Source organism: Rugamonas violacea (genome assembly GCF_016461825.1).
Classification (GTDB): Bacteria; Pseudomonadota; Gammaproteobacteria; order Burkholderiales; family Burkholderiaceae_D; genus Rugamonas.
This window is the reverse complement of the sequence record NZ_JAEMNU010000049.1, coordinates 1-22,726: the sequence shown is the minus strand read 5'-3', so window position 1 is coordinate 22,726 and position 22,726 is coordinate 1. Positions and strand designations below refer to the sequence as shown.

The window sequence follows — 22,726 nt, the reverse complement described above, 5'->3', positions numbered from 1 at the left end:
GACGGGGGCGTTGCGCGGGCGGGCCGCTGTGGCGCTGGAACGGCGTGGCCGCCGGCACGGCGCCGGGCGGCGCCGCTTGGCGCCCTGCCTAGGCGCGCTTGGCGGCGCGGCGCTTGGCCCAGCCGAGCAGGCCGAGGCCGGCCAACAGCATGGCCCAGGTCTGCGCCTCGGGCACCGCCGAGGGGATGAATTCGTTGTCGTGCACCGGGTCGAAGGGGTTGCGGTTGCGGTCCAGCCAGCGCTGCCCCTCTTCGCTCTCGCCCAGCGCCACCAGCTCGGGATCCGCCGCGGCGCCCACGCCGATGCTGCGCGGCATGTACTCGTGGTCGCGCGCGTGCAGCTTTTGCAGCTCTTCCTCGGTAAGCTCTTCCTGCGGCTCGGCGTCGGCCAGGCCCAGGTCATGGCCGTTGGCGCCGTCGCCCAGTTCGCGCGCCTGCGCCGGCGGCGGCGCTGCGGCGCTGGCCGGCGCCGCTGCCGTGCGCCGGGTCACCCGGCTGACGTTGCCGCAAATCTTGGGCACCAGGATGCAGTGCTCCTTGACGCAATACACCACGCCCGGCTCGTCGCGCTCGGCGCTCCATTTGGCCCGCGTCACGGTGCGGCACACCGAGGCGCGGCCGAAGTGCATTTCGCGGATCGCCGGCTCGTAGGCGTATTTGCCGCCGATGCTGTCGCGCTTGATGCTGACCTTGTCGTCCGCCAGGCCGTCCTCCATGCGCCGCTTCAGCGTGGCGCGGATCTCGGCCGGAATGTCGCCGTAGCGATCCAGCGCGGCGGCGGCGTTGCCGGTGTAGGGGTTCACGCCCGGCCGGTCCCACGAGCAGTGGGGTTGCACGGTCGAGATAGCGGCAAGCGTCAGGGCGAAGGCGACGGACATGGTGGAATTCCTCTTTTAGTCAGATTCAGTTCGTCTTGTCGGCCGGTAGTTGACAGTACAGAACTAAACTTTTCCATATGATAATATAAAAAGACTATGCGTGCTCGCCGGCCCATTGTTTTTTATAAAAGAAATCTGTGCCGCCCGGGCGTCGCGCCAATGCCTGTAGGGCACTGTTGTCGTTAGTTTAATCACGGAAACGATTGTTGATATGGCCAGGTTGACAAAACATGCGTAATATCAGCCGGCGCGGCCACAACCGGGCCGGCCGCCGCGCCGCCATGCACGCCGCGCTTGCCGAATCGGGCGTTTTCAGGGTACAATTTTGGGTTGCTTGAATTCGGTTTTGGGCAATGTTGTAAAGCAGTGGTCCGGGTGGCGTGTTATTGCCCCTCGAGCCGCCTCGAAAATCGTTAATAAACGCGAATCCGGTCGACAAGGGTGCCTCTATGGTGACTGATCGGATTCCAGACCCAACCCTGGAGTTAATTATGTCCGTAACAATGCGCGAAATGCTGGAAGCCGGTGTCCACTTCGGTCACCAAACCCGTTTCTGGAACCCAAAGATGGCTCCTTTCATCTTCGGTCACCGCAACAAGATCCATATCATCAACTTGGAAAAGACGATGGGCATGTATCAAGAAGCGATGAACCACGTGAAACAGGTCGCTTCGAACCGCGGCACCATCCTGATGGTCGGCACCAAGCGTCAAGCTCGCGAAATCATCGCGGCTGAAGCGGCACGCGCCGGCGTTCCTTTCGTCGACCAACGTTGGTTGGGCGGCATGCTGACCAACTTCAAAACGATCAAGACCTCGATCAAGCGCCTGAAAGACATGGAAGCGACGATCGAAGACGGTTCCGTTGAGAAGCTGTCGAAAAAAGAAGCGCTGATGTTTGAACGCGAAATGATCAAGCTGCAGAAATCGATCGGCGGCATCAAAGACATGGGCGGCGTTCCTGACGCCATCTTCGTCGTTGACGTCGGCTACCACAAAGGTGCGATCACCGAAGCGGCAAAACTGGGCATCCCGGTCATCGGCGTGGTTGATACCAACCACTCGCCAGAAGGCGTGCAGTACGTGATCCCAGGTAACGATGACTCCTCGAAAGCCATCATGTTGTACGCCCGCGGTGTTGCAGACGCAATCATCGAAGGCCGCGCAGCTGCCGGTAACGAAGTCGTTGAAATGATCAAGGCCGCTGCCGGCGACGAATTCGTCGAAGTTAGCGAACAGGCTTAATTGCTGCGCTATCGCGAGATAGCTTCGCAGTAATGGAAAAGGGGTGGCAGCAGCTCCCCCTTTTTTTTAATGAAAATGGTTTGGGCGCTGCGTGCTCCGCGTCATCCGAGCCGCCCCGGACCACCCCCACCGAATACAGGAGAAACACATGGCAGCGATTACAGCAGCGATGGTAGGCGAACTGCGCGGCAAGACCGACGCACCGATGATGGAATGCAAGAAAGCACTGACCGAAGCCGAAGGCGACATGGGTCGTGCCGAAGAGATCCTGCGCGTCAAACTGGGTGGCAAGGCGTCGAAAGCCTCGGCCCGCATCACCGCCGAAGGCGTGGTGGCGACCTTCATCGCCAACGGCGTCGGCGCCCTGGTTGAAGTGAACTCCGAAACCGACTTCGTCGCCAAGAACGACGATTTCCTGGCGCTGGCCAACAACGCCGCCCGTCTGGTCGCCGAACACAACCCGGCCGACGTCGCCGCCCTGCTGGCCCTGCCGCTCGACGGCAAGACCCTGGACGAAGTGCGCGCCGCCCTGATCGGCAAAATCGGCGAGAACATGTCGATCCGCCGCTTCCAGCGTTTCGAGACCACCGGCAAGCTGGCTTCCTACCTGCACGGCGCGCGCATCGGCGTGATCGTCGACTTCGAAGGCGCCGACGAGCAAGTCGGCAAGGACGTCGCCATGCACATCGCCGCGATGAAGCCGGTGTCGCTGTCGTCCGAGCAAGTGCCGGCCGAACTGATCGAAAAAGAGCGCTCGGTGGCGAAACTGAAGGCCGAAGAAGATGCCGCCAAAGCCGCCGCCGAAGGCAAAGCCGCGCAATCGCCGGAAATCCTGGCCAAGCGCCTGGAGGGCTCGGTGCAGAAGTTCTTGAAAGAAGTGTCCCTGCTGAACCAGGCCTTCGTCAAGAACGACAAGCAGTCGATCGAACAGATGCTGAAAGAAAAAGCGACCACCGTCAAAGCCTTCACCATGTACGTGGTGGGCGAGGGTATCGAGAAGAAACAAGACGACTTCGCCGCAGAAGTAGCCGCGCAAATGGCTGCTTCAAAAGGAGCGTAATGTGAAAACGGGCCGCGAGGCCCGTTTTTTTAGCCTGACCCGCCGCCGGCGCCCGCGCCGGCCGGCGGCGAGCATTTCCCGGCGGCGCGTGTGCCAGGCAGTTTTTGGTATCATGCAGGGCCGCCGGCAGTCCCACCGAATCAACCCATTTTAGGAGCCCCAGCTCATGTCAAAACCAGCCTACAAGCGTGTCCTCCTCAAATTGTCCGGCGAAGCCCTGATGGGAGATGATCCCTACGGCATCAACCGCAGCACGATCGAGCGCATGGTGGCCGACGTGGCCGAGGTGGCACAACTGGGCGTGGAACTGGCGATCGTCATCGGCGGCGGCAACATCTTCCGTGGCGTCGCGCCCGGCGCCCAGGGCATGGACCGCGCCACCGCCGACTACATGGGCATGCTGGCCACCGTGATGAACGCGCTGGCCCTGGCCGACGCCATGCGTCATGTCGGCATCACCGCCCGCGTCATGTCGGCCATCGCCATTGAGCAGGTGGTCGAGCCCTACGTGCGCCCGAAGGCGCTGCAATACCTGGAAGAGGGCAAGGTCGTCGTCTTCGCCGCCGGCACCGGCAACCCCTTCTTCACCACCGACACCGCCGCCGCCCTGCGCGGTTCCGAGATCAGCGCCGAGATCGTGCTCAAGGCGACCAAGGTCGACGGCGTCTACACGGCCGATCCGAAGAAGGATCCGAACGCCACCCTGTTCCACACCATCACCTTCGACGAAGCCATCTCCAAGCACCTGCAGGTGATGGACGCCACCGCGTTCGCCCTGTGCCGCGACCAGAAGCTGCCGATCAAGGTGTTCTCCATCACCAAGCCGGGCGCGCTGATGCGCGTCATCATGGGCGAGGATGAGGGTACACTGGTCCACGTTTAAGTTCCCACCCATTTAGATCCACCCCAAGATACAGGAGAGCAGCAATGTCCTTAGCTGACGTTAAAAAGAACGCCCAAGACCGCATGGTCAAATCGCTCGAAACCCTGCGCGCCGACCTGGCCAAGGTCCGCACCGGCCGCGCCCACACCGGCATCCTCGACCACGTGATGGTCGAGTACTACGGCTCGCCGACGGCGCTGTCGCAGGTCGCCAGCATCAACCTGATCGACGCCCGCACCATCGGCGTGCAGCCGTTCGAGAAGAAGATGGCCGCCACCATTGAAAAAGCCATCCGCGACGCCGACCTGGGCCTGAACCCGTCGAGCCAGGGCGATGTCATCCGCGTGCCGACCCCGGCCCTGACCGAGGAACGCCGCAAGGAGATGGTCAAGCTGGTCAAGGGCGAGGGCGAGGATGCCAAGATCGCCGTGCGCAACATCCGCCGCGACGCCAACGAGACGGTCAAGAAGCTGGTCAAGGAAAAGGCCTGCTCCGAGGACGACGAGCGCCGCTCGTCCGACGAGGTGCAAAAGCTGACCGACAAGTTCATCGCCGACATCGACAAGATGGTCGTCGACAAGGAAAAGGAAGTGCTGACGGTGTAGTCGTCGGCCGCCTCCCGGCGCGCGCCCCGGCGGCGCCGCGCCGGGAAGCCGGGGTCAGAGCCGTCGCCGGGTCTGGCCCCTTGCTTGTTTTGGGGCGGACCGCGCGGCGGCGCCCCTCCTGGTTTGAAGTACCCGGCACTACTTAATCTGGCACTGACGTTTTCATGAAATATTCCAGCTCGACCACCGCTGTCCCGGACACCCCGAACGTGCCCCGCCACGTCGCCATCATCATGGACGGCAACGGCCGCTGGGCCACCAAGCGCTTCCTGCCGCGCGTCGCCGGCCACGTCAAGGGCGTCGAGGCGGTGCGCGCCGTGGTCGAGGCCTGCGCCCGCCGTGGCGTCGAATACCTGACCCTGTTCGCCTTCAGCTCGGAAAACTGGCGCCGGCCCGAGGAGGAGGTGTCGCTGCTGATGCGCCTGTTCGTCACGGCGCTCGACCGCGAGGTCTCCAAGCTGCACGCCAACAACATCCGCCTGAAGGTGGTCGGCGACCTGAGCCGCTTCGACGCCAAGCTGCAGACCATGATCGCCTCGGCCGAGCGGCGCACCGCCGCCAACACGCGCATGACGGTGACGGTCTGCGCCAACTACGGCGGCCGCTGGGACATCATGCAGGCGGTCGGCAAGATGGTCGCCGGCCACCCGGGCGCCGCCGCCTTCAGCGAGGAGCAACTGGCGCCCCACCTGGCGATGGCCTACGCGCCCGAGCCCGACCTGTTCATCCGCACCGGCGGCGAGCAGCGCATTTCGAACTTCCTGTTGTGGCAGCTGGCCTACACCGAGCTGTACTTCACCGACACCTACTGGCCCGACTTCTCCGGCGCCAGCCTCGACGAGGCGATCGCCTCCTACCAGCACCGCGAGCGCCGCTTCGGCCGCACCGGCGCCCAATTGGCTGAAAAGACCACCTGAAAAGACCCCCAATGCTGAAAACTCGGATACTGACCGCCCTGGTCCTGCTGGCGGTGCTGCTGCCGGTGCTGTTCTTCGCTTACTTCCCGGCCTTCGCCGTGCTGGCCACGCTGTTCCTCGCCGCCGGCGTATGGGAAGCCGGCCGCCTGTTCGGCCTGCGCGCGCCGCCCGCCTGGGCGCTGCTGGCCGCCGCGCTGTTCGTCTACGTGCTGCTGCGTCCCACCAACGGCGGCAACAACACGCTGTTCGCCGTCTGCGCCGCGCTGTGGCTGATGCGCTTCACGCCGTCGCTGGCGATCGGCCTGCCGCCGCTCAAGGGCGGCGCCAACCACATGGTCGCCTTCAGCTTCTGCTTCGCCCTGTTCGGCTGCTTCGTCGCCATCGTCGCGCTGTTCCAGCACTCGCCGGCCTTCCTGCTGTCGACCATGGCGCTGGTCTGGCTGGCCGACATCGGCGCCTACTTCTCCGGCAAGGCCTTCGGCAAGCGCAAGCTGGCGCCCAGCATCTCGCCCGGCAAATCGTGGGAGGGCGCCATCGGCGGCGCCGTCATCGTGCTGCTGCTGGCCGGCGCGAGCATCCTCGCCGCGCCGGCCGCGCCCTGGCTGGCCGACACCTTCGCCGTGCTGCTGCAGGCCCGCATGGGCTGGTTCGGCGCGTTGGCCATCCTGCTCGTGATCGTCGCCGCCAGCGTGGTCGGCGACCTGTTCGAATCCCAGCTCAAACGCCGCGCCGGCATGAAGGACAGCAGCAATCTGCTGCCCGGCCACGGCGGTGTGCTCGATCGTATCGACGCCTTGATCCCGGTGCTGCCGCTGGCCGCGCTGATCGGCTCCTGGCTGTGAAGGAAGTCGCCATGCAACGCATCACCATCCTCGGCGCCACCGGCTCGATCGGCGTCTCGACCCTCGACGTGTTGGCGCGCCACCCCGAGCGCTACTCGGTCTACGCGCTGTCGGCGCACAGCCGGGTGGCCGAACTGGCCGCCCAGTGCGAGCAGTTCCGTCCGGCCCGCGCCGTGGTCGGCACGGCCGCCGCCGCCGCCGAATTGGCCGCGCTGTTGAAAGGGAAGGGCGTGCGCACCGAGGTCGAATATGGCGAAGCGGCGCTGTGCGCCGTCGCCAGCGCGGCCGAAGTCGACACCGTGATGGCCGCCATCGTCGGCGCCGCCGGCCTGGCGCCGACCCTGGCCGCCGCCCGCGCCGGCAAGAAGGTGCTGCTGGCCAACAAGGAGGCGCTGGTGATGTCGGGCCAGCTGTTCATCGACGCGGCGCAGCAGGCCGGCGCCGTGCTGCTGCCCATCGACAGCGAACACAATGCCATCTTCCAGTGCCTGCCGGCCAACTACGGCCGCACGCCGCAGGGCAGCGGCGTCGCCAAGATTTTGCTGACCGCCTCCGGCGGCCCGTTCCTGACGCGCGCCGTCGAGACGCTCGACGCCGTCACGCCGGAGCAGGCTTGCAAGCACCCCAACTGGGCGATGGGCCGCAAGATCTCGGTCGACTCGGCGACGATGATGAACAAGGGCCTGGAAGTGATCGAGGCGCACTGGCTGTTCGGCGCCCCGACCGACCTGATCGACGTGGTGATCCATCCGCAGAGCGTGATCCATTCGATGGTCTCCTACGTCGACGGTTCCGTGCTGGCCCAGCTGGGCAACCCGGACATGCGCACGCCAATCGCCCACGCGCTGGCCTACCCGGAGCGCATCGCCTCCGGCGTCGCCCAGCTCGACCTGACGCAGATCGCCACCTTGCAGTTCGAGCGTCCCGACTACCAGCGCTTCCCCTGCCTGGCGCTGGCCTTCGACGCCCTGCGCGCCGGCGGCACCGCGCCGGCCCTGCTGAACGCCGCCAACGAGGTGGCGGTGCAGGCCTTCCTCGACCTGCGCATCGGCTTCCGCCAGATCGACCGCGTCATCGCCCACGTGGTCGAGGCGCTGCCGCACGGCGCCGCCGACAGCATCGAGGCGGTGATGGCGCAGGACGCGCTGGCGCGCGCCGCCGCCGAACGCCACATCGACGGGTTGACGAGATGAGCTTCCTGCACACCTTGCTGGCCTTCGTCGTCGCGCTCGGCTCCTTGATCGTCATCCACGAGCTGGGCCACTACTGGGTGGCCCGCCTGTTCGGCGTCAAGGTGCTGCGGTTTTCGATCGGCATGGGCAAGGTGGTGTGGTCGCGCCGCTTCGGCCCCGACCAGACCGAATGGGCCGTCTCGGCGCTGCCGCTGGGCGGCTACGTCAAGATGCTCGACGGCCGCGAACAGGACCTGAGCGGCCTGGCGCCGGCCGAACTGAAACGCGAGTTCACCCGCCAGTCGGTGTGGGTGCGCATCGCCATCGTCGCCGCCGGCCCGCTGGCCAACTTCATCGTCGCCATCCTGCTGTTCAGCGGCCTGTACATGGTCGGCGTCGCCGAGCCGTCCAGCAAGGTCGGCGCCAGCGCCGCCGGCAGTCCGGCCGCCATCGCCGGCCTGCACGGCGGCGACCGCGTCAGCGCCGTCAACGGCCAGGCCGTCGCGGTCTGGTCCGAGCTGCGCTGGCAGTTGATCCAGGCCGCCATCGACAAGGCCGAGGCCCGCCTCGACGTCGAGCGTCCCGGCGCCGGCCATTACAGCCTGCTGCTGCCGGCCGCCGCGCTGGCCACGCTGGACCTGGAAGGCGACGTGCTGGGCAAATTGGGCATCAATGTCGGCCGCCCGCCGCCGGTGATCGAGGAGGTTGTCGGCGACGGCGCCGGCGCCCGCGCCGGCCTGCGCAAGGGCGACTTGATCGTCGCCGTCGACGGCCGGCCGGTGGCCGACGGTCCGGCCTTTATCGGCATGGTGCGCGGCTCCCCCGGCCGCACGCTGAATCTGGCGCTGCGCCGCGCCGGCCAGGACCTGCAACTGCCCTTGACCCCGGACGCCCAGGCGGAGCAGGCCGGCAAAGGCGCCACAGCTGTAACAGTCGGTAAGATCAACGTCTACGTGGCGCAGATGCCGGATATGATCACCGTGCCCTCATCGGCCCCGGCGGCGCTGCAAAAAGCCGTCGCCAAGGTGTGGGACACCAGCGCGATGACGCTGAAGATGATCGGCAAGATGATCGTCGGCGAGGTCTCCTGGAAGAACGTCACCGGACCGATCACCATCGCCGACTACGCCGGGCAGACCGCGCGCATCGGCGCGGCGAGCTATCTGAGCTTCATCGCCTTCATCAGTATCAGTCTGGGCGTGATGAATTTGCTACCCATTCCGGTTCTAGATGGCGGCCATTTGCTGTATTATTCGCTGGAAGTTTTGACTGGGCGCCCGGTGCCGGAGCGCGTTGGCGAGATTGCGCAGCGCCTCGGCGTCGGCCTGCTGGTCACCTTGATGGTGCTGGCGGTGTTTAACGACTTCGCCAGGCTGCTGTAAATCGCGTCGGCCACCGCGTCCGGCGGCATGAGTTTCGCATCGTTGCGTTTGTGTATTCCAATGAGAGCCATTGATTTAGCCAATGAAATTATATTCTGACCGTTTTGCCTCGCCTTTGTTTCGCCGCAGCCTGATTGGCGCCGCCGTCCTGGCCATGTGCTCCGGCCGCGCGCTGGCCATCGAGCCTTTCACCGTCAAGGACATCCGCATCGAAGGTATCCAGCGCACGGAGGCCGGTACGGTCTTCAACTACCTGCCGGTGCGCGTCGGTGAAACCTTCAACGACGAGAAGAGCGTGGCCGCCATTAAGGCGCTGTACGCCACCACCTTCTTCAAGGACGTGCGCCTTGAGCAGGACGGCAACGTGCTGGTGGTGCTGGTCGAGGAACGCCCGGCCATCGCCAAGGTGGAGTTCACCGGCACCAAGGAGTTCGAGAAGGACACCCTGGTCAAGGCGCTGAAGGACATCGGCGTCGGCGAGACCAAGATCTTCGACAAGGCCTCGGTCGACCGCGCCGAGCAGGAGCTCAAGCGGCAGTACCTGTCGCACGGCCTGTACGGCGTCAAGATCACCACCACCGTCACGCCGATCGAACGCAACCGCGTCAACATCGTCTTCGCGGTGGACGAGGGCGAGATCGCCAAGATCAAGCAGATCAACATCGTCGGCAACAAGGTCTTCAACGACAAGGAGCTGCGCGAGCAGTTGGCCCTCAACACCGGCGGCTGGTTCAGCTGGTACACCAAGGCCGACCAGTACTCCAAGACCAAGCTGACCGGCGACATCGAGTCGCTCAAGTCCTTCTACCTGAACCGTGGCTACATCGAGATGCAGGTCGAGTCGACCCAGGTCTCGATCACGCCGGACAAGAAGGACATCTACATCACCATCAACATCAGCGAGGGTGAGAAGTACCAGGTTTCGGACATCAAGTTCGAGGGCGAGATGTTCGGCCGCGAGGAGGAACTGCGCTCGCTGGTGCTGCTGCGTCGCGGCGAGGTGTACTCGGGCGAGCGCCTGACCGCCACCAACAAGCTGATCTCCGACCGCCTGGGCACCTTCGGCTACGCCTTCGCCAACGTCAACGCCAACCCGGACATCAACCGCGACAAGCGCGAGGTCGGTTTCACCTTCTTCATCGACCCGGGCAAGCGCGCCTACGTGCGCCACATGAACATCGCCGGCAACACCACCACGCGCGACGAGGTGATTCGCCGCGAGTTCCGCCAGTTCGAATCGTCCTGGTACGACGCCAACAAGATCAAGCTGTCGCGCGACCGTGTCGACCGCCTCGGCTACTTCAAGGACGTCACCATCGACACGCCGGAAGCCCAGGGCACCAACGACCAGGTTGACGTCAACCTGACCGTGGTCGAAAAACCGACCGGCAATTTCCAGATCGGCGGCGCCTTCTCGCAGTCGGAGAAGTTCACCTTCCAGGCGGCGATCCAGCAGGCCAACTTCGCCGGCTCGGGCACCACTGTCGGCATCGAACTGAACACCAGCAAGTACAGCCGCACCATCTCGTTCTCGCAGACCAACCCGTACTACACGGACGAGGGTGTCTCGCGCGCCTTCGAGGTCTACCTGCGCACCACCCAGCCGCCGGCGCTCAACATCGGCACCTACAGCATCAAGCAGGAGGGCGGCCGCATCAGCTACGGCGTGCCGTTCTCGGAAAACGACACGGTGTTCTTCGGTATCGGCCTGGAGCGCTCGCGCATCTCGACCGACGGCACCAGCCCGCAGCGCTTCCTCAACTACATCCGCGACAACGGCGGCCCGGCCGACGGTATCGGTACCGTCAGCTCGAACGCCGTGCCGTTGACGGCGGCCTGGGCGCGCGACAGCCGCGACAGCGCGATCACCCCGACCATCGGCCGCTACCAGCGCGCCAATCTGGAGATCGACGTGATCGGCAACATCAAGTACTACCGCGCCGTCTACGAGCAGCAGTGGTACAAGCCGCTGCATCCGAAGGTGACGCTGGCCTTGAAGGGCGAAATCGACTTCGGCCACGGCATCGGCAGCAAGCCTTACCCGGTGTTCAAGAACTTCTACGGCGGCGGCATCGGTTCGGTGCGCGGCTACCTCAGCTCGTCGCTGGGCGCGGTCGACCCGATCAACTACGACGCCCTGGGCGGCGCCTCGCGCCTGATCGGCAACGCCGAGCTGCAGATGCCTTTCCCCGGCTCCGGCCAGGACCGCAGCCTGCGCTGGTTCGGTTTCCTCGACGGCGGCCAGGTCTACCAGGAAGGCCAGAAGATGCGCCTGTCCGAGCTGCGCTACTCGGCCGGTCTGGGCATCAGCTGGATTTCCCCGGTCGGTCCGCTCAAGTTGAGTTATGCTAAGCCCCTGAATGCCAAACCGGGCGATCGCCTGGAACGCTTCCAATTCCAGATGGGCACGGGTTTCTGATGCTGATGAGCACTGTTAATTTTTTCGGAGAATTAAGTTGAAGACTGTATCCGCCACCATGGGCAAGTATATCGCCGCGCTTGCACTGGGCTGCTGTGCAATGGCGTCGGTGCAGGCTCAAAGCTCGCGTATCGCCTGGCTCAGTTCCGACCGCATCTACAACGAGTCCAAGCTGGCCAAGCTGGCCGGCGAGAAGCTGGCCGAGGAATTCAAGTCGCGCGAAAAAGCCGTGCAGGAGATGGCGGCGCGGCTGAAGACCTCGGCCGAGAAGCTGGAGAAGGAATTGCCGGCTTTGGCCGAAGGCGAGCGGGCCAAGCGCCAGCGCGAGTACTTTGAGCTGGACAAGGAATACCAGCGCCGCCAGCGCGAGTTCCGCGAGGATCTGAACCAGCGCACCAACGAGGAGCGCGCGACGATTTCGGAAAAGGCCACCAAGATCATCAAGCAGCTGGCCGAGGCCGAGGGCTTCGACATCGTGCTGCAGGATGCCGTCTGGGCCAGCCCGCGCATCGACATCACCGACAAGGTGCTGGCCGCGCTCGACAAAAACAAATAAGATCGACAGCCAGACTGACTGAAGACTCACAACCACAGATTGGAACACCCCGATGGGCACTCGACTAGGAGAATTGGTCGAACGCTTGGGCGGGCAGTTGGTGGGCGACCCGAACCTGGAAGTGTTCGGGATCGCGCCATTGACGGACGCCGGCGTTTCGCACATCAGCTTTCTCAGCAATAGCAAACTGCGCGCGCAGGCGCTGCACAGCCAGGCGGCGGCGCTGATCGTCGCCGCCGCCGACGACGAATTCATCGCCGCCGGTTACGCCGGCGCGCGCATCGTCACCCCCAACCCCTATGTATACTTCGCCCGCGCCGCCCAGTTCTTCGCGGCGCAGGACGCCCACGTCGCGCCGGCCGGCATCCATCCGGCCGCCAGCGTCGACGCCATGGCCACGGTGGACGCCAGCGCCAGTGTCGGCGCGCGCGCCGTCATCGAGGCCGGCGCGGTGATCGGCCCGGGCGTGGTGATCGGCGCCGGCTGCTACATCGGCCGCGACGCCGTCATCGGCGAGGCCACCGAGCTGTTCGCCAACGTCACCTTCCACGCCCGCTGCCAGATCGGCGCGCGCGGCATCATCCACTCGGGCGCCGTGATCGGCACCGACGGCTTCGGTTTCGCCAACGAGGGCGGGGTCTACATCAAGATCCCGCAGACCGGCCGGGTGATGATCGGCGACGACGTCGACATCGGCGCCAACACCACCATCGACCGTGGCGCGCTGGCCGACACGGTGATCGAGGACGGCGTCAAGCTGGACAACCAGATCCAGATCGGCCACAACTGCCACGTAGGCGCGCACACGGCGATGGCCGGCTGCGTCGGCGTGGCCGGCAGCGCCAAGATCGGCAAATACTGCACCTTCGGCGGCGCCGCCATGGTGCTCGGCCACCTGACCATCGCCGACCGCGTGCACATTTCCTCGGGCAGCATGGTGTCGCGCTCGATCTTGGAAGCGGGCCAGTACACCGGCTTCTACCCATTGGCCAAGAACGCCGAGTGGGAGAAATCGGCCGCCATCGTGCGCAACCTGGCGAGCATGCGCGAAAAAATCCGCGCACTCGAAAAAACAATTAAAACACTGACCACACAAGACACAAAATGACCACTACCGACATCAGCACCGCCACCGAGACTCCAGCCAAGAAGAGCATGGATATCCACCAGATCAAACAGTATCTGCCACATCGTTATCCGATGCTGCTGGTCGACCGCGTGCTCGACTGGGAAGCCAACAAATCGATCACCGCGATCAAGAACGTCACCGTCAACGAGGAATTCTTCAACGGCCACTTCCCGCACAAGCCGGTGATGCCGGGCGTGCTGATGATCGAGGCGATGGCGCAGACCGCCGCCATCCTGTCCTTCCTGACCATGGACATCAAGCCGGACGAGAACTCGGTGGTCTACTTCGTCGGCATCGACAACGCCCGCTTCAAGCGTCCGGTCGAACCGGGCGACCAGCTGGTGATGAACGTCGAGATCCTGCGCGTTTCGCGCGGCATCTGGAAATACAAGGCGGTCGGCAGCGTCGACGGCAAGGTCGCCGTCGAAGCCGAATTGATGTGCACCATCCGCAGCGCCGACGACGCTAGCCAGCCAGCCGGGAAGTAAGAGCATGGTGAAGATCCATTCGACCGCAGTCATCGATCCGAAGGCGCAGCTCGACAGCAGCGTCGAGGTGGGACCGTACACCATCATCGGGCCGCACGTCAGCATCGGCGCCGGCACCGTGGTGGGGCCGCACGTGGTCATCGAAGGCCACACCACCATCGGCCGCGACAACAAGCTGTTCCAGTTCTCCTCGATCGGCGCCGCGCCGCAGGACAAGAAATGGGCCGGCGAAGCGACCCGCCTGACCATCGGCGACCGCAACACCATCCGCGAGTTCTGCACCTTCAACACCGGCACGGTGCAGGATCGCGGCGTCACCAGCCTGGGCGACGACAACTGGATTTCGGCCTATGTCCACCTGGCGCACGACTGCCAGGTCGGCAGCAACACGATCTTCTCGAACAACGCGCAGATCGCCGGCCACGTCGAAATCGGCGACTGGGTGATCATGAGCGGCTTCGCCAACGTCCACCAGTTTTGCAAGATCGGCGCCCACGCCTTCGTCGGCATGAGCACCAGCCTGACCCAGGACGTGCCGCCGTATGTGCTGTTGAACGGTAATCCGGCGCAGGCCCACGGCGTCAACATCGAAGGCCTGAAGCGGCGCGGCTTCACGCGCGAGCAGATCAACGGCGTGCGCGCGGCCTACAAGATCCTCTACCGCTCCGGCCTGACCTTGGAAGAGGCCAAGGCGGCCCTGCTGGCCGAGGAGCTGGCCACGCCGGCGGCGGCCGGGCAAATCCGCGCCATGCGCGAATTCCTCGATACGGCATCCCGTGGCATCGTCCGCTAAGCCCGCCGCGACCTCGGTCGCGCTGGTGGCCGGCGAACCGTCCGGCGACGTGCTGGCGGCGCGCCTGCTGTCGGGCCTGCGGCCTTTGCTGCCGCAGGCGCGCTTCCACGGCATCGGCGGCGAGCACATGATGGCGCAGGGCTTCGAGTCGCATTGGCCGATGGACCGGCTGACGGTGCGCGGCCTGCTGGCGGTGATTCCGCGCTACCGCGACATCAAGGGCATCCAGAACGCGCTGCGCGACCAGCTGCTGGCCGAACGGCCGGCGGTGTTCATCGGCGCCGACTACCCCGGCTTCAACCTCGGCCTGGAGATGCAGCTGAAGGACGCCGGCATCCCCACCGTGCACTACATCGGGCCGCAGATCTGGGCCTGGCGCGGCGGCCGCATCAAGAAGATCATCAAGGCCGTCTCGCACATGCTGGTGGTGTTCCCCTTCGAGGAGGAGATCTACCGCAAGGCCGGCGTGCCGGTCAGCTATGTCGGCCATCCGCTGGCCGAGCTGGTGCCGCTGACGCCGGACGAGGCGGGCGCCCGGCTCCAACTCGGCCTGCCGCAGGACGCCAACGTGGTCACCATCATGCCGGGCAGCCGCATGTCCGAGCTGAAGTACAACACATCCGCCTTCGTCGGCGCCGCCAAGCTGCTGCTGGCGCGCGACCGCTCGCTGCGCTTCGTCGCGCCGATGGCCGGCGAGAAGCAGCGCCAGTACTTCCTCGAACTGGTGGCCCAGGCCGGCCTGCAGGACGTCGAGATCCAACTGCTCGACGGCCAGTCGCACACCGCCATCGCCGCCGCCGACGCGGTGCTGGTGGCCTCCGGCACGGCCTCGCTGGAGGTGGCGCTGTTCAAGAAGCCGATGGTCATCGCCTACAAGATGATGGCGGCCGAATGGCAGATCCTGCGCCACTTCGGCTACCAGCCGTGGATCGGCCTGCCGAATATTTTGGCGCGCGAATTCCTCGTCCCCGAGCTGCTGCAGGACGCCGCCAGTCCGGCCGCGCTGGCCGAGGCCATGTGGCGCCAGCTGAGCGACGTGCCACACCGCCTGCAACTGGCGCAGCGCTTCACCGAGATGCACCACAGCCTGCTGCGCAACAGTGCGCAGGAGAGCGCGCAGGCGGTCATGCGCGTCATCGCGGGGCGCTAGGCGGCGCCGGTTTCATTTGTCGTATCCGCAGCATTCGCTTCAATCAAAAAAGTAAAACAGTAAAGTAGCCACCCAGTGAAGCAACCAGTGAAAAACATCTATCCCGGCCTGTTCGACGACCTGCCGTTCTCCCTCGACGAAATCGTCTGCGGCGTTGACGAGGCGGGCCGTGGCCCACTGGCCGGCCCGGTGTTTGCCGCCGCCGTGATCCTGCACGTCGACCGTCCCATCGCCGGCCTGCGCGATTCGAAGAAGCTGAGCGAGGCCAAGCGCGACCTGCTGGCGCCCGTCATCAAGGCCAACGCGCTGGCCTGGGCCGTGGCCGAGGCCTCCGAGGCCGAGATCGACGAACTCAATATCCTGCAGGCCTCGCTGCTGGCCATGCGGCGCGCCGTCGAGGCGCTGGCCACCGTGCCGACGCTGGCCCTGATCGACGGCAACCGCTGCCCGGTGATGACGATCCAGGCCATGGCCATCGTCGGCGGCGACGACAAGGTCGACTCGATCTCCGCCGCCTCGATCCTGGCCAAGACCGCGCGCGACGCCGCCCTGGTGACGCTGCACGTCGCCTATCCGCAGTACTGCTTCGACCAACACAAGGGCTATCCGACCGCGCTGCACCTGGCGCGCCTGCGCGAGTTCGGCGCCTCGCCGGTGCACCGCCGCTCGTTCGGCCCGGTGCGCAAAGTGCTTGAATTGAGCGGCCCGGGAGGCGGCGTATGAAGACCATCACCTCGCGCGACAACGCGCAGTACAAGGAACTGAAGCACCTGGCCGGCAGCTCGCAGGCGCGCAAGAAGGTCGGCCAGACGCTGCTCGACGGCGTCCACCTGTGCCAGGCCTACCTGCAGCTGCGCGGCTTGCCGCAACAGTGCGTGGTCAGCGAGACGGCGCTGCACAACCCGGAGGTGGGCGAGATCATCGGCCAGCTGGAGGCGCGCCACGCCCATGTGCTGGCCCTGCCGGACGCGCTGTACAAGGCGGTCAGCCAGGTCGAACACGGCGTCGGCGTGATGTTCCTGATCGATACGCCGGAACGCGCCGCGCCGGCCGCGCTGACCGTCTCGGCGGTGCTGCTGGATAACGTGCAGGACCCCGGCAACGTCGGCTCCATCCTGCGCAGCGCGGCGGCGGCCGGCATCACCCAGGTCTACTGCAGCGCCGGCACGGCGTTCTGCTGGTCGCCCAAGGTGCTGCGCGCGGCGATGGGCGCCCACTTCGTGCTGGAGATCTTCGAGAACGTCGACCTGGCGCCGCTGGTGCGGGGCGCGTCGATCGCCACGCTGGCGACCAGCGGCTACGCCACCCAAAAGCTGTACGACGTCGACCTGCGCCAGCCGGTCGGCTGGCTGTTCGGCCACGAAGGGCAGGGCGTGGCCGACGATTTGCTGTCGGCGGCGACCCACCAGGTGGTGATTCCGCACCTGGGCCAAGTCGAGTCGCTCAACGTCGCGGCCTGCGCCGCTGTATGCTTTTTCGAGCAAGTCAGGCAGAATCAGGCTTAATACAGGCCGAAACGATGGTTGTGCGGTGCCCGTGAGGTAAGCTGTGTAGACGCGAATCAGTCAAGGCGGCGCCGGCCGCACCACCCAGGAGCAGTCCATGGACATCGCGCAGTTGCACTTTCTGGTCGCCGACGGCGACGCGGCGCAGCGGCAGGCAGCGGCCGGCATGCTGCGCGCGATGGGCGCGGTCACCGTCAGCGAGGCGGCCGACGGCCACAACGCCCTGCGCCTGTTCGACGAGGACATCGCGCCGTCGCCGCAGATCGTCCTCATCGACCTGGCGCTGCCGGGCATGGACGGGCTGGAGCTGATCCGTCGGCTGGGCGAGGCGCAGGTGCAGGGCGGCGTCATCGTCACCGGCGAGCAGGGCGCCGAATTGTTGTTTTCGGTCGAGACCATGGCCATGGCCTACGGCCTCAATCTGCTGGGCAGCATCGCCAAGCCGGTCACGCCGGCGGCGCTGGCGGCGCTGGTCGCCAACTACCTGCCGCCGGAGCGGCGCAACGAACTGCGCCGCTCGGCGCTGAGCTTTTCCTTCGCCGAGGTGGGGCGCGGCTTGCAGGCGCGCGAATTCGAGCCCCACTTCCAGCCGATGATCGAACTGGCCACCGGCCAGGTCAAGGGGCTGGAGATGTTCGCCCGCTGGCAGCATCCGCAGCACGGTTTGCTCAGCCCGGCCGCCTTCTTCGGCGCGCTGGAGGCCAACGGCCGCATCGATTTCCTCGACTGGAGCATGATCGAAAAATCGGTGGCGGCCTGCCGCGGCCTGCATCGGCAAAACATCCCGATTTCGGTGTCCATCAACGTCGACCAGAACACGCTGGCGCATCCCCAGTTCATCGAGCAGATCGCCGCCTGCCTGGAACGCCACGATATGCTGGCCGATTACATCACCTTCGAGATGACCGAGTCGGCCGTGCTGAGCACCGAACCGTACTTCCTCGAACGCCTGCTGCGCCTGCGCATGCTGGGCTTCGGCCTGGCCATCGACGACTATGGCACCGGCCGCTCCAACCTGCAGCTGTTGGCGCGCATCCCGTTCACCGAATTGAAGATCGACCGCAGTTTCGTCGACGGCGCCGCCAAGCGCCGACCGATTGGCACCGTGCTGCGTTCCTGCCTGGGACTGGCGCGCAGCCTGGAGCGGCGCTCGGTGGCGGTGGGGGTGGAAACCAAGCAGGACTGGGACTTCCTGCAGGGCCTGGGTTGCACCTATGCGCAAGGCTACTACATCGCCAGGCCGATGCCGGTGGAGGAGTTCCCCGGCTGGCTGGCCGACTGGCGCCAATTCTTCTGACCGGGCCGCTCCCCCCCGTGCGGCCAGCGCGGTCACGGCGGACGGGCCGCCGGCGGAGCCGCCAGACGTCGCAAAGTTAACCGTGACAAAATGCCAGTTGGCGGCCAGCGCGGCCTATTCGACCGAAAAAAACCGTGGATTAAGTATCGGCGCGTTGGGCGAGAAGAAGGCGTTCAAGTTTGTATTGCCACCAATACTGGAGAAACCCGGTAGCTTAGCGCGATTGTAATATCGCCCCATTCCACATGGGAGAAACACACTTGAAATTGTCGAAGATCGCCATCGCCACCCGTCTTGCTCCCTTGGGCGCTCCATGGCCATCGAAGGTTTGATGGCATTTATCGGTCGTTGCGAACCGGACGATGGCCACCGCAGGTTCTAACGCAGATTCGCCCTGGCCGGCGCTGACTGCCGATCCATCAAGGTTTGCCGATCAATAAATATAGTGCGTTTTTACCCTTGGTGGCGCGGCCGGCGCCGAGATATAGCGGCCCCAGCGGCGTATCGATGGCAATATACAGCGCGTTGCTGCGCGCAGTCTGTTGACCGTTGACGGAGTTGATCGTGTCGCCCATCCGACCCAGCTCGGCGGAGGCGCCAAGGTAGGCGCCGTCCAGCAAGCCCGGACCGGCGATGCGGTAGTTGTACACCAGGCGGCCGAAGTGGAGGCTGTTGCCCACCAGTTCACCGGTGCGGTAGCCGGATAATTTGAGGAAGCCCCCGAAGGCGATGAATTCATCGTCCGGCAGCTCATTGCCGCCCATTTTGCGCTGCACCTCGATCGCCGCCAGCAAGGAGTGCGGGCCGCGCGCCAGTGCTTTCTGTGCCGAGAACGACAGCTTGTTGTAGTTGTTGTCGGCGCCCAGCGTGGTGCGCGACGAATAGAGCTGCAAATCGGCCGCCAGTCCGGAGCGAGGAAATACCCAGGTCCAGTCCGGCAAATTCTTCCTCCGTCCAACTCTGCGCTGCTTGCTTTCTGCCCACGTGCGCCGCCTAAAAGACGAGAGTAAACGCGAATTCGAGAAAGTTTACAAGTGGGCTTGCAACTCATTGAATGTAAACGGCTTTTCGGCAGTGTTCAGGACGCGCTTCAGAGTTGTGTGTAATGGGATGAGTTAGAACCCCTCCCACTCCAGAAATCGGCACAGTTTGGGTATCTAAAATAATGATTTTCCCCAGACAAAACTATGCAAGAATGAAACACGCGGCGGCGCGCTAAATTGGCTGCCCCTCCGTTGTCAATACGAAAATTTTATCTCTTTTACTATTTTCCGCCCATTCTTGGGCGCAGCTTAGCTAGAACAAGGAGAGCTCAATGGAACGGCTGATACGGCGGGTTCGCTTTTCCGTGTCGCTGTCGGCTCTGTTGACCTTGATGATCGGCTTGGCTCTAACGTTTGCTCTGTTCTTCACCGTCCGGCAATTTGAAACGGCCCGGCAAAACGCCCAATTCCAGCAAAACGCAAAGTTGCGCATCAATGCGGTGGTCGGCAGCCTGCACGACGCGGTGGCACATATCGAAGTGCTCAGTCAGCTCTTTTCCACCTTCGGCGTCATCAGCCGCGAGCAATTCCATCGCTTCACTGCGCCGCTGCGGGAGCGCTCGCCGCAAATTCAGGCGCTGTCGTTTCAACGGCTGATCCAGTCCGGCGACCGCGCCGCATATGAGACTGCCATGCGCCGCCGCTTCCCGGGCTTTACGCTGACTGAGCTGGTGGATGGCCGCGTGCGCCGCGCCGGGCTGCGCGACGCCTACCTCGTCATCGATTATCTGGAACCGCTGTTTGGCAATGAAGGCTTACTGGGACTGGACACGGCACCGATGCCAGAGTGGACCGAAGCGCGCCGCTTGTCGCGCGAGCGCGGTAGCATGGCCGCCAGCGGCGCACTGCCGCTGTTGCTCACTGGCGGCCGGCAGACCGGTTTCCGCGTGCTGTCACCGATCTTCTGGCAAGGGGCGCCGATCGACACCGCCGCCGCGCGCCAACGCGCGGCGATCGGCGAAATCGCGGCTGAGCTCCGTGCCGACAGCCTGTTGGAGCCGGTGCTGCAGGCGCAGGGCTTCCCGCCACAGCAGGGCATGAGCATGTTGTTGTATGCGACGACGGCCGGCGCCGCGCCGCGTCTGATCGCGCGTTACGGCAATGCCCCGCCCCCCCACGCCGGCTTGGCGCAGGGCCCCACCATGTTGCCGGCGTGGCTGTTTTATGACCGTCCAGCGCCGGTGAAACTGAGCTTTACGCTGGCCAACCAGACCTTGCTGGTCGAGGCCAGCCAGGCGGAAATATTTTTTGCCCACGGCCACAACGCGTCGCTGTACGCGCTACTAGGTGGATTGCTGTCGACCGTGCTGGCGGCCGCCTATGTGTATGCGCTGGTGTCGCGTATCGCCACCATCGAGCGGGTCACGCGCGAACGCACGGCCGCGCTGGAATTCGCCAATCTGCGCTTGGCGGAGGATATCGCCCGGCACGCCCAAACCGAGCAGCGGCTGCAGCTTCGGGAGCGCGTGATTGAAGTGTCGGCCAACGCCATCATCCTTTGCAGCGCCCAAGCGCCGGAGTACCCGATCGAATACGTCAATCCGGCGTTCGAGCGCATCACCGGATTCAGCGCGCAGGAGGTGCTCGGGCGCAGCCTGGATTTTCTGCACGGCAGCCAACAGTATCAGGGCAATATCGAGCAGATCCATACCGCCTTGCGCGAGCAGAGCGAAGGCCATGCGCTGGTGCGCCATCACCATAAGGACGGCAGCGGCTACTGGAGCGATCTGTTCGTGGCGCCGGTCCAGGACCAGAGCGGCGCCGTCAGCCATTTTGTGGTCGCCCAGTACGACATCTCGGCGGCTATGGGTTACGAGGCCGAGATCGAGTACCAGGCCACCCATGACAGCCTGACGGGCCTGGCCAACCGCAATCTGTTGCGCGACCGCTTGAATGAAGCGATCAGCGGCGGGCGGCGCAGAAATGGTTCGTTCTGGGTCGCCTTCCTCGACCTAGATAGGTTCAAGTTCGTCAACGATACGCTGGGCCACGAAGCCGGCGACAGTCTGCTAAAGATCGTGGCCGGGCGCTTACTGACATGCGTGCGCGAAACCGATACCGTGGCGCGCCTGGGTGGCGATGAGTTCATGCTGGTGTTGCCCGAGAACCCCGAGGACGGCACTGGCGTCGTCGTGCTGACGCGCATCATGGAGGCGGTGGCGCTACCGATCATGGTGCAGGGCCACGAATTCTTCCTCACCTGCAGCGTCGGGGTTGCGACCTATCCGACCGACGGCGACAGCGCCGAGAGCCTGACGCGCTACGCCGACATCGCAATGTACCGCGCAAAGGAACTGGGGCGCAATGCCTTCCAGTTCTACACCGCGCAAATGAACGAGCGTACGCTGGACCGGCTGAAAATCGAGGCTGACCTGCGGCGCGCGTTGGAGCGCGACGAGTTCGTGCTGCATTACCAGCCGCAACTCAGTTTTAAGAGCGGCCAGATCATCGGGATGGAGGCGCTGCTGCGCTGGAATCATCCGACCCAGGGCATGATAGCGCCGACCCGTTTCATCGGCCTGGCCGAGGACATGGGCTTGATTATTCCGATCGGTGCATGGGTGCTGCGCACCGCCTGCCTGCAAACCATGGCATGGCACCGGGCCGGCTGGCCGACGCTGCGGGTGGCGGTCAATCTGTCGCCGCGCCAGTTCATGCAACAGACGCTGGTGCAATCGATCGCCGGTCTGCTGCGCGAAACCGGCATGGTCCCGCAGTTGCTGGAGCTGGAGCTGACCGAAGGCACAGTCATGAGCGATGTCGACAGCGCGATTGAGATCCTGCGCGATCTGAAGGCACTCGGCGTGCACATCTCGATCGACGATTTCGGCACCGGCTATTCCAGCCTGTCGTATCTGCGGCGTTTTCCCATTGATGTGTAAGCGATCCATGAACCACAATCTTGTGGCCTGGCCCTGATTTCGCCATGCTTGCCCTTTCAATTTAAACGGGAGCAAGCATGGACGGCGATAACGAATTTTGGACATCCCACGTTGAGGCGTGCCGCCGCGACGGCGGTGCGGCGAGCGTGTATGCGCGGCGGTACGGCCTGACGCTGGCGTCGCTGTACTACTGGCGTCGCAAATTGACGCCGGCCGCCGAGGCGAGCGAGGGTGGCCGCGTAGCGGCCAAGTTCGTTGCGCTGCGGGTGGTGGCCGCCGCGACGGCCGCGACGGACGGCCCGTGCACACTGGTGCTCGGTTCCGGCCTGCACCTGGAGATGGCGGCGTTGCCGTCTCCGGCGTGGCTGCTGGCCTTGGACCAGGCCCACGCCCACGCCCACGCCCACGCGGGAGCGCGCTGATGCACCCGGGCTGCCGCATCGACCAGGTGTTTTTATGCCGCGACCCGGTCGACTTCCGCA

The 22,726-nt window shown here is 64.9% G+C and carries 21 protein-coding genes; 19 read left to right on the top strand and 2 right to left on the bottom strand.

Annotated features, from left to right (window positions below):
* Positions 1–88: 88 nt before the first annotated feature.
* The gene (locus tag H7U20_RS10440) at positions 89–877 is read right to left on the bottom strand and encodes an MHFG family PEP-CTERM protein (RefSeq protein WP_199759095.1); all 789 of its coding nucleotides are present in this window, start codon (positions 875–877) and stop codon (positions 89–91) included.
* A gap of 491 nt (positions 878–1,368) precedes the next feature.
* On the opposite strand from H7U20_RS10440, the gene rpsB reads away from it, so the two are divergent.
* The 17 genes from rpsB (at position 1,369) to H7U20_RS10355 (ending at position 18,319) form a co-directional block, all read left to right on the top strand.
* On the top strand, positions 1,369–2,121 hold the full coding sequence (gene rpsB, locus H7U20_RS10435) for a 30S ribosomal protein S2 (RefSeq protein WP_199759094.1): 753 nt from the start codon (positions 1,369–1,371) through the stop codon (positions 2,119–2,121).
* Between the two features lie 148 nt (positions 2,122–2,269).
* Positions 2,270–3,181 (top strand): translation elongation factor Ts, encoded by a 912-nt coding sequence (tsf, locus tag H7U20_RS10430; RefSeq protein WP_199759093.1) that lies wholly within the window; start codon positions 2,270–2,272, stop codon positions 3,179–3,181.
* A gap of 166 nt (positions 3,182–3,347) precedes the next feature.
* The gene (pyrH, locus tag H7U20_RS10425) at positions 3,348–4,064 is read left to right on the top strand and encodes a UMP kinase (protein WP_199759092.1); all 717 of its coding nucleotides are present in this window, start codon (positions 3,348–3,350) and stop codon (positions 4,062–4,064) included.
* Positions 4,065–4,108: 44 nt separating this feature from the next.
* Positions 4,109–4,669 carry a ribosome recycling factor gene (gene frr, locus H7U20_RS10420; protein WP_093383663.1) on the top strand — a complete coding sequence of 187 codons (561 nt, stop codon included), beginning with the start codon at positions 4,109–4,111 and terminating at the stop codon, positions 4,667–4,669.
* Positions 4,670–4,833: 164 nt separating this feature from the next.
* Positions 4,834–5,586 (top strand): polyprenyl diphosphate synthase, encoded by a 753-nt coding sequence (gene uppS / locus H7U20_RS10415; RefSeq protein ID WP_199759091.1) that lies wholly within the window; start codon positions 4,834–4,836, stop codon positions 5,584–5,586.
* Between the two features lie 11 nt (positions 5,587–5,597).
* On the top strand, positions 5,598–6,428 hold the full coding sequence (locus H7U20_RS10410; protein ID WP_199759090.1) for a phosphatidate cytidylyltransferase: 831 nt from the start codon (positions 5,598–5,600) through the stop codon (positions 6,426–6,428).
* 11 nt (positions 6,429–6,439) lie between these two features.
* Positions 6,440–7,621, top strand: coding sequence for a 1-deoxy-D-xylulose-5-phosphate reductoisomerase (ispC, locus tag H7U20_RS10405; protein ID WP_199759089.1), 1,182 nt, complete (start codon positions 6,440–6,442; stop codon positions 7,619–7,621).
* Positions 7,618–8,982, top strand: a complete 1,365-nt coding sequence (gene rseP / locus H7U20_RS10400) for an RIP metalloprotease RseP (protein WP_199759088.1) — start codon at positions 7,618–7,620, stop codon at positions 8,980–8,982. The genes ispC and rseP overlap by 4 nt, the downstream gene beginning before the upstream one ends.
* 82 nt (positions 8,983–9,064) lie before the next feature.
* On the top strand, positions 9,065–11,401 hold the full coding sequence (gene bamA / locus H7U20_RS10395) for an outer membrane protein assembly factor BamA (RefSeq protein WP_199759087.1): 2,337 nt from the start codon (positions 9,065–9,067) through the stop codon (positions 11,399–11,401).
* Positions 11,402–11,438: 37 nt separating this feature from the next.
* Positions 11,439–11,957 (top strand): OmpH/Skp family outer membrane protein, encoded by a 519-nt coding sequence (locus H7U20_RS10390; protein ID WP_233410649.1) that lies wholly within the window; start codon positions 11,439–11,441, stop codon positions 11,955–11,957.
* A gap of 52 nt (positions 11,958–12,009) precedes the next feature.
* Positions 12,010–13,065 (top strand): UDP-3-O-(3-hydroxymyristoyl)glucosamine N-acyltransferase, encoded by a 1,056-nt coding sequence (lpxD, locus tag H7U20_RS10385; RefSeq protein ID WP_199759086.1) that lies wholly within the window; start codon positions 12,010–12,012, stop codon positions 13,063–13,065.
* A complete protein-coding gene (fabZ, locus tag H7U20_RS10380) occupies positions 13,062–13,574 on the top strand; it encodes a 3-hydroxyacyl-ACP dehydratase FabZ (RefSeq protein ID WP_199759085.1) in 513 nt (170 codons plus the stop codon). Before lpxD ends, fabZ begins: the two co-directional genes overlap by 4 nt.
* Before the next feature lie 4 nt (positions 13,575–13,578).
* The gene (gene lpxA, locus H7U20_RS10375; protein WP_199759084.1) at positions 13,579–14,367 is read left to right on the top strand and encodes an acyl-ACP--UDP-N-acetylglucosamine O-acyltransferase; all 789 of its coding nucleotides are present in this window, start codon (positions 13,579–13,581) and stop codon (positions 14,365–14,367) included.
* Positions 14,351–15,517: a lipid-A-disaccharide synthase gene (lpxB, locus tag H7U20_RS10370; protein WP_199759083.1), complete on the top strand. Its 1,167-nt coding sequence runs from the start codon at positions 14,351–14,353 to the stop codon at positions 15,515–15,517. The genes lpxA and lpxB overlap by 17 nt, the downstream gene beginning before the upstream one ends.
* A gap of 87 nt (positions 15,518–15,604) precedes the next feature.
* On the top strand, positions 15,605–16,240 hold the full coding sequence (gene rnhB / locus H7U20_RS10365; protein WP_199759082.1) for a ribonuclease HII: 636 nt from the start codon (positions 15,605–15,607) through the stop codon (positions 16,238–16,240).
* On the top strand, positions 16,237–17,022 hold the full coding sequence (locus tag H7U20_RS10360; RefSeq protein WP_199759081.1) for a TrmH family RNA methyltransferase: 786 nt from the start codon (positions 16,237–16,239) through the stop codon (positions 17,020–17,022). The genes rnhB and H7U20_RS10360 overlap by 4 nt, the downstream gene beginning before the upstream one ends.
* 97 nt (positions 17,023–17,119) lie before the next feature.
* A complete protein-coding gene (locus tag H7U20_RS10355; protein ID WP_199759080.1) occupies positions 17,120–18,319 on the top strand; it encodes an EAL domain-containing response regulator in 1,200 nt (399 codons plus the stop codon).
* 419 nt (positions 18,320–18,738) lie between these two features.
* Here the strand turns inward: H7U20_RS10355 and H7U20_RS10350 are convergent, their stop codons facing one another.
* Entirely contained in the window at positions 18,739–19,260 is a 522-nt protein-coding gene (locus H7U20_RS10350) for a BamA/TamA family outer membrane protein (protein ID WP_233410648.1), read from the bottom strand.
* Between the two features lie 374 nt (positions 19,261–19,634).
* Here H7U20_RS10350 and H7U20_RS10345 point away from each other — a divergent pair, with 374 nt between their 5' ends.
* Together H7U20_RS10345 and tnpA are read left to right on the top strand one after the other, a co-directional pair.
* Positions 19,635–22,244 (top strand): bifunctional diguanylate cyclase/phosphodiesterase, encoded by a 2,610-nt coding sequence (locus H7U20_RS10345; RefSeq protein ID WP_199759079.1) that lies wholly within the window; start codon positions 19,635–19,637, stop codon positions 22,242–22,244.
* 77 nt (positions 22,245–22,321) lie between these two features.
* On the top strand, positions 22,322–22,666 hold the full coding sequence (gene tnpA, locus H7U20_RS10340) for an IS66 family insertion sequence element accessory protein TnpA (protein ID WP_199759078.1): 345 nt from the start codon (positions 22,322–22,324) through the stop codon (positions 22,664–22,666).
* The last annotated feature ends 60 nt before the right edge of the window (positions 22,667–22,726 follow it).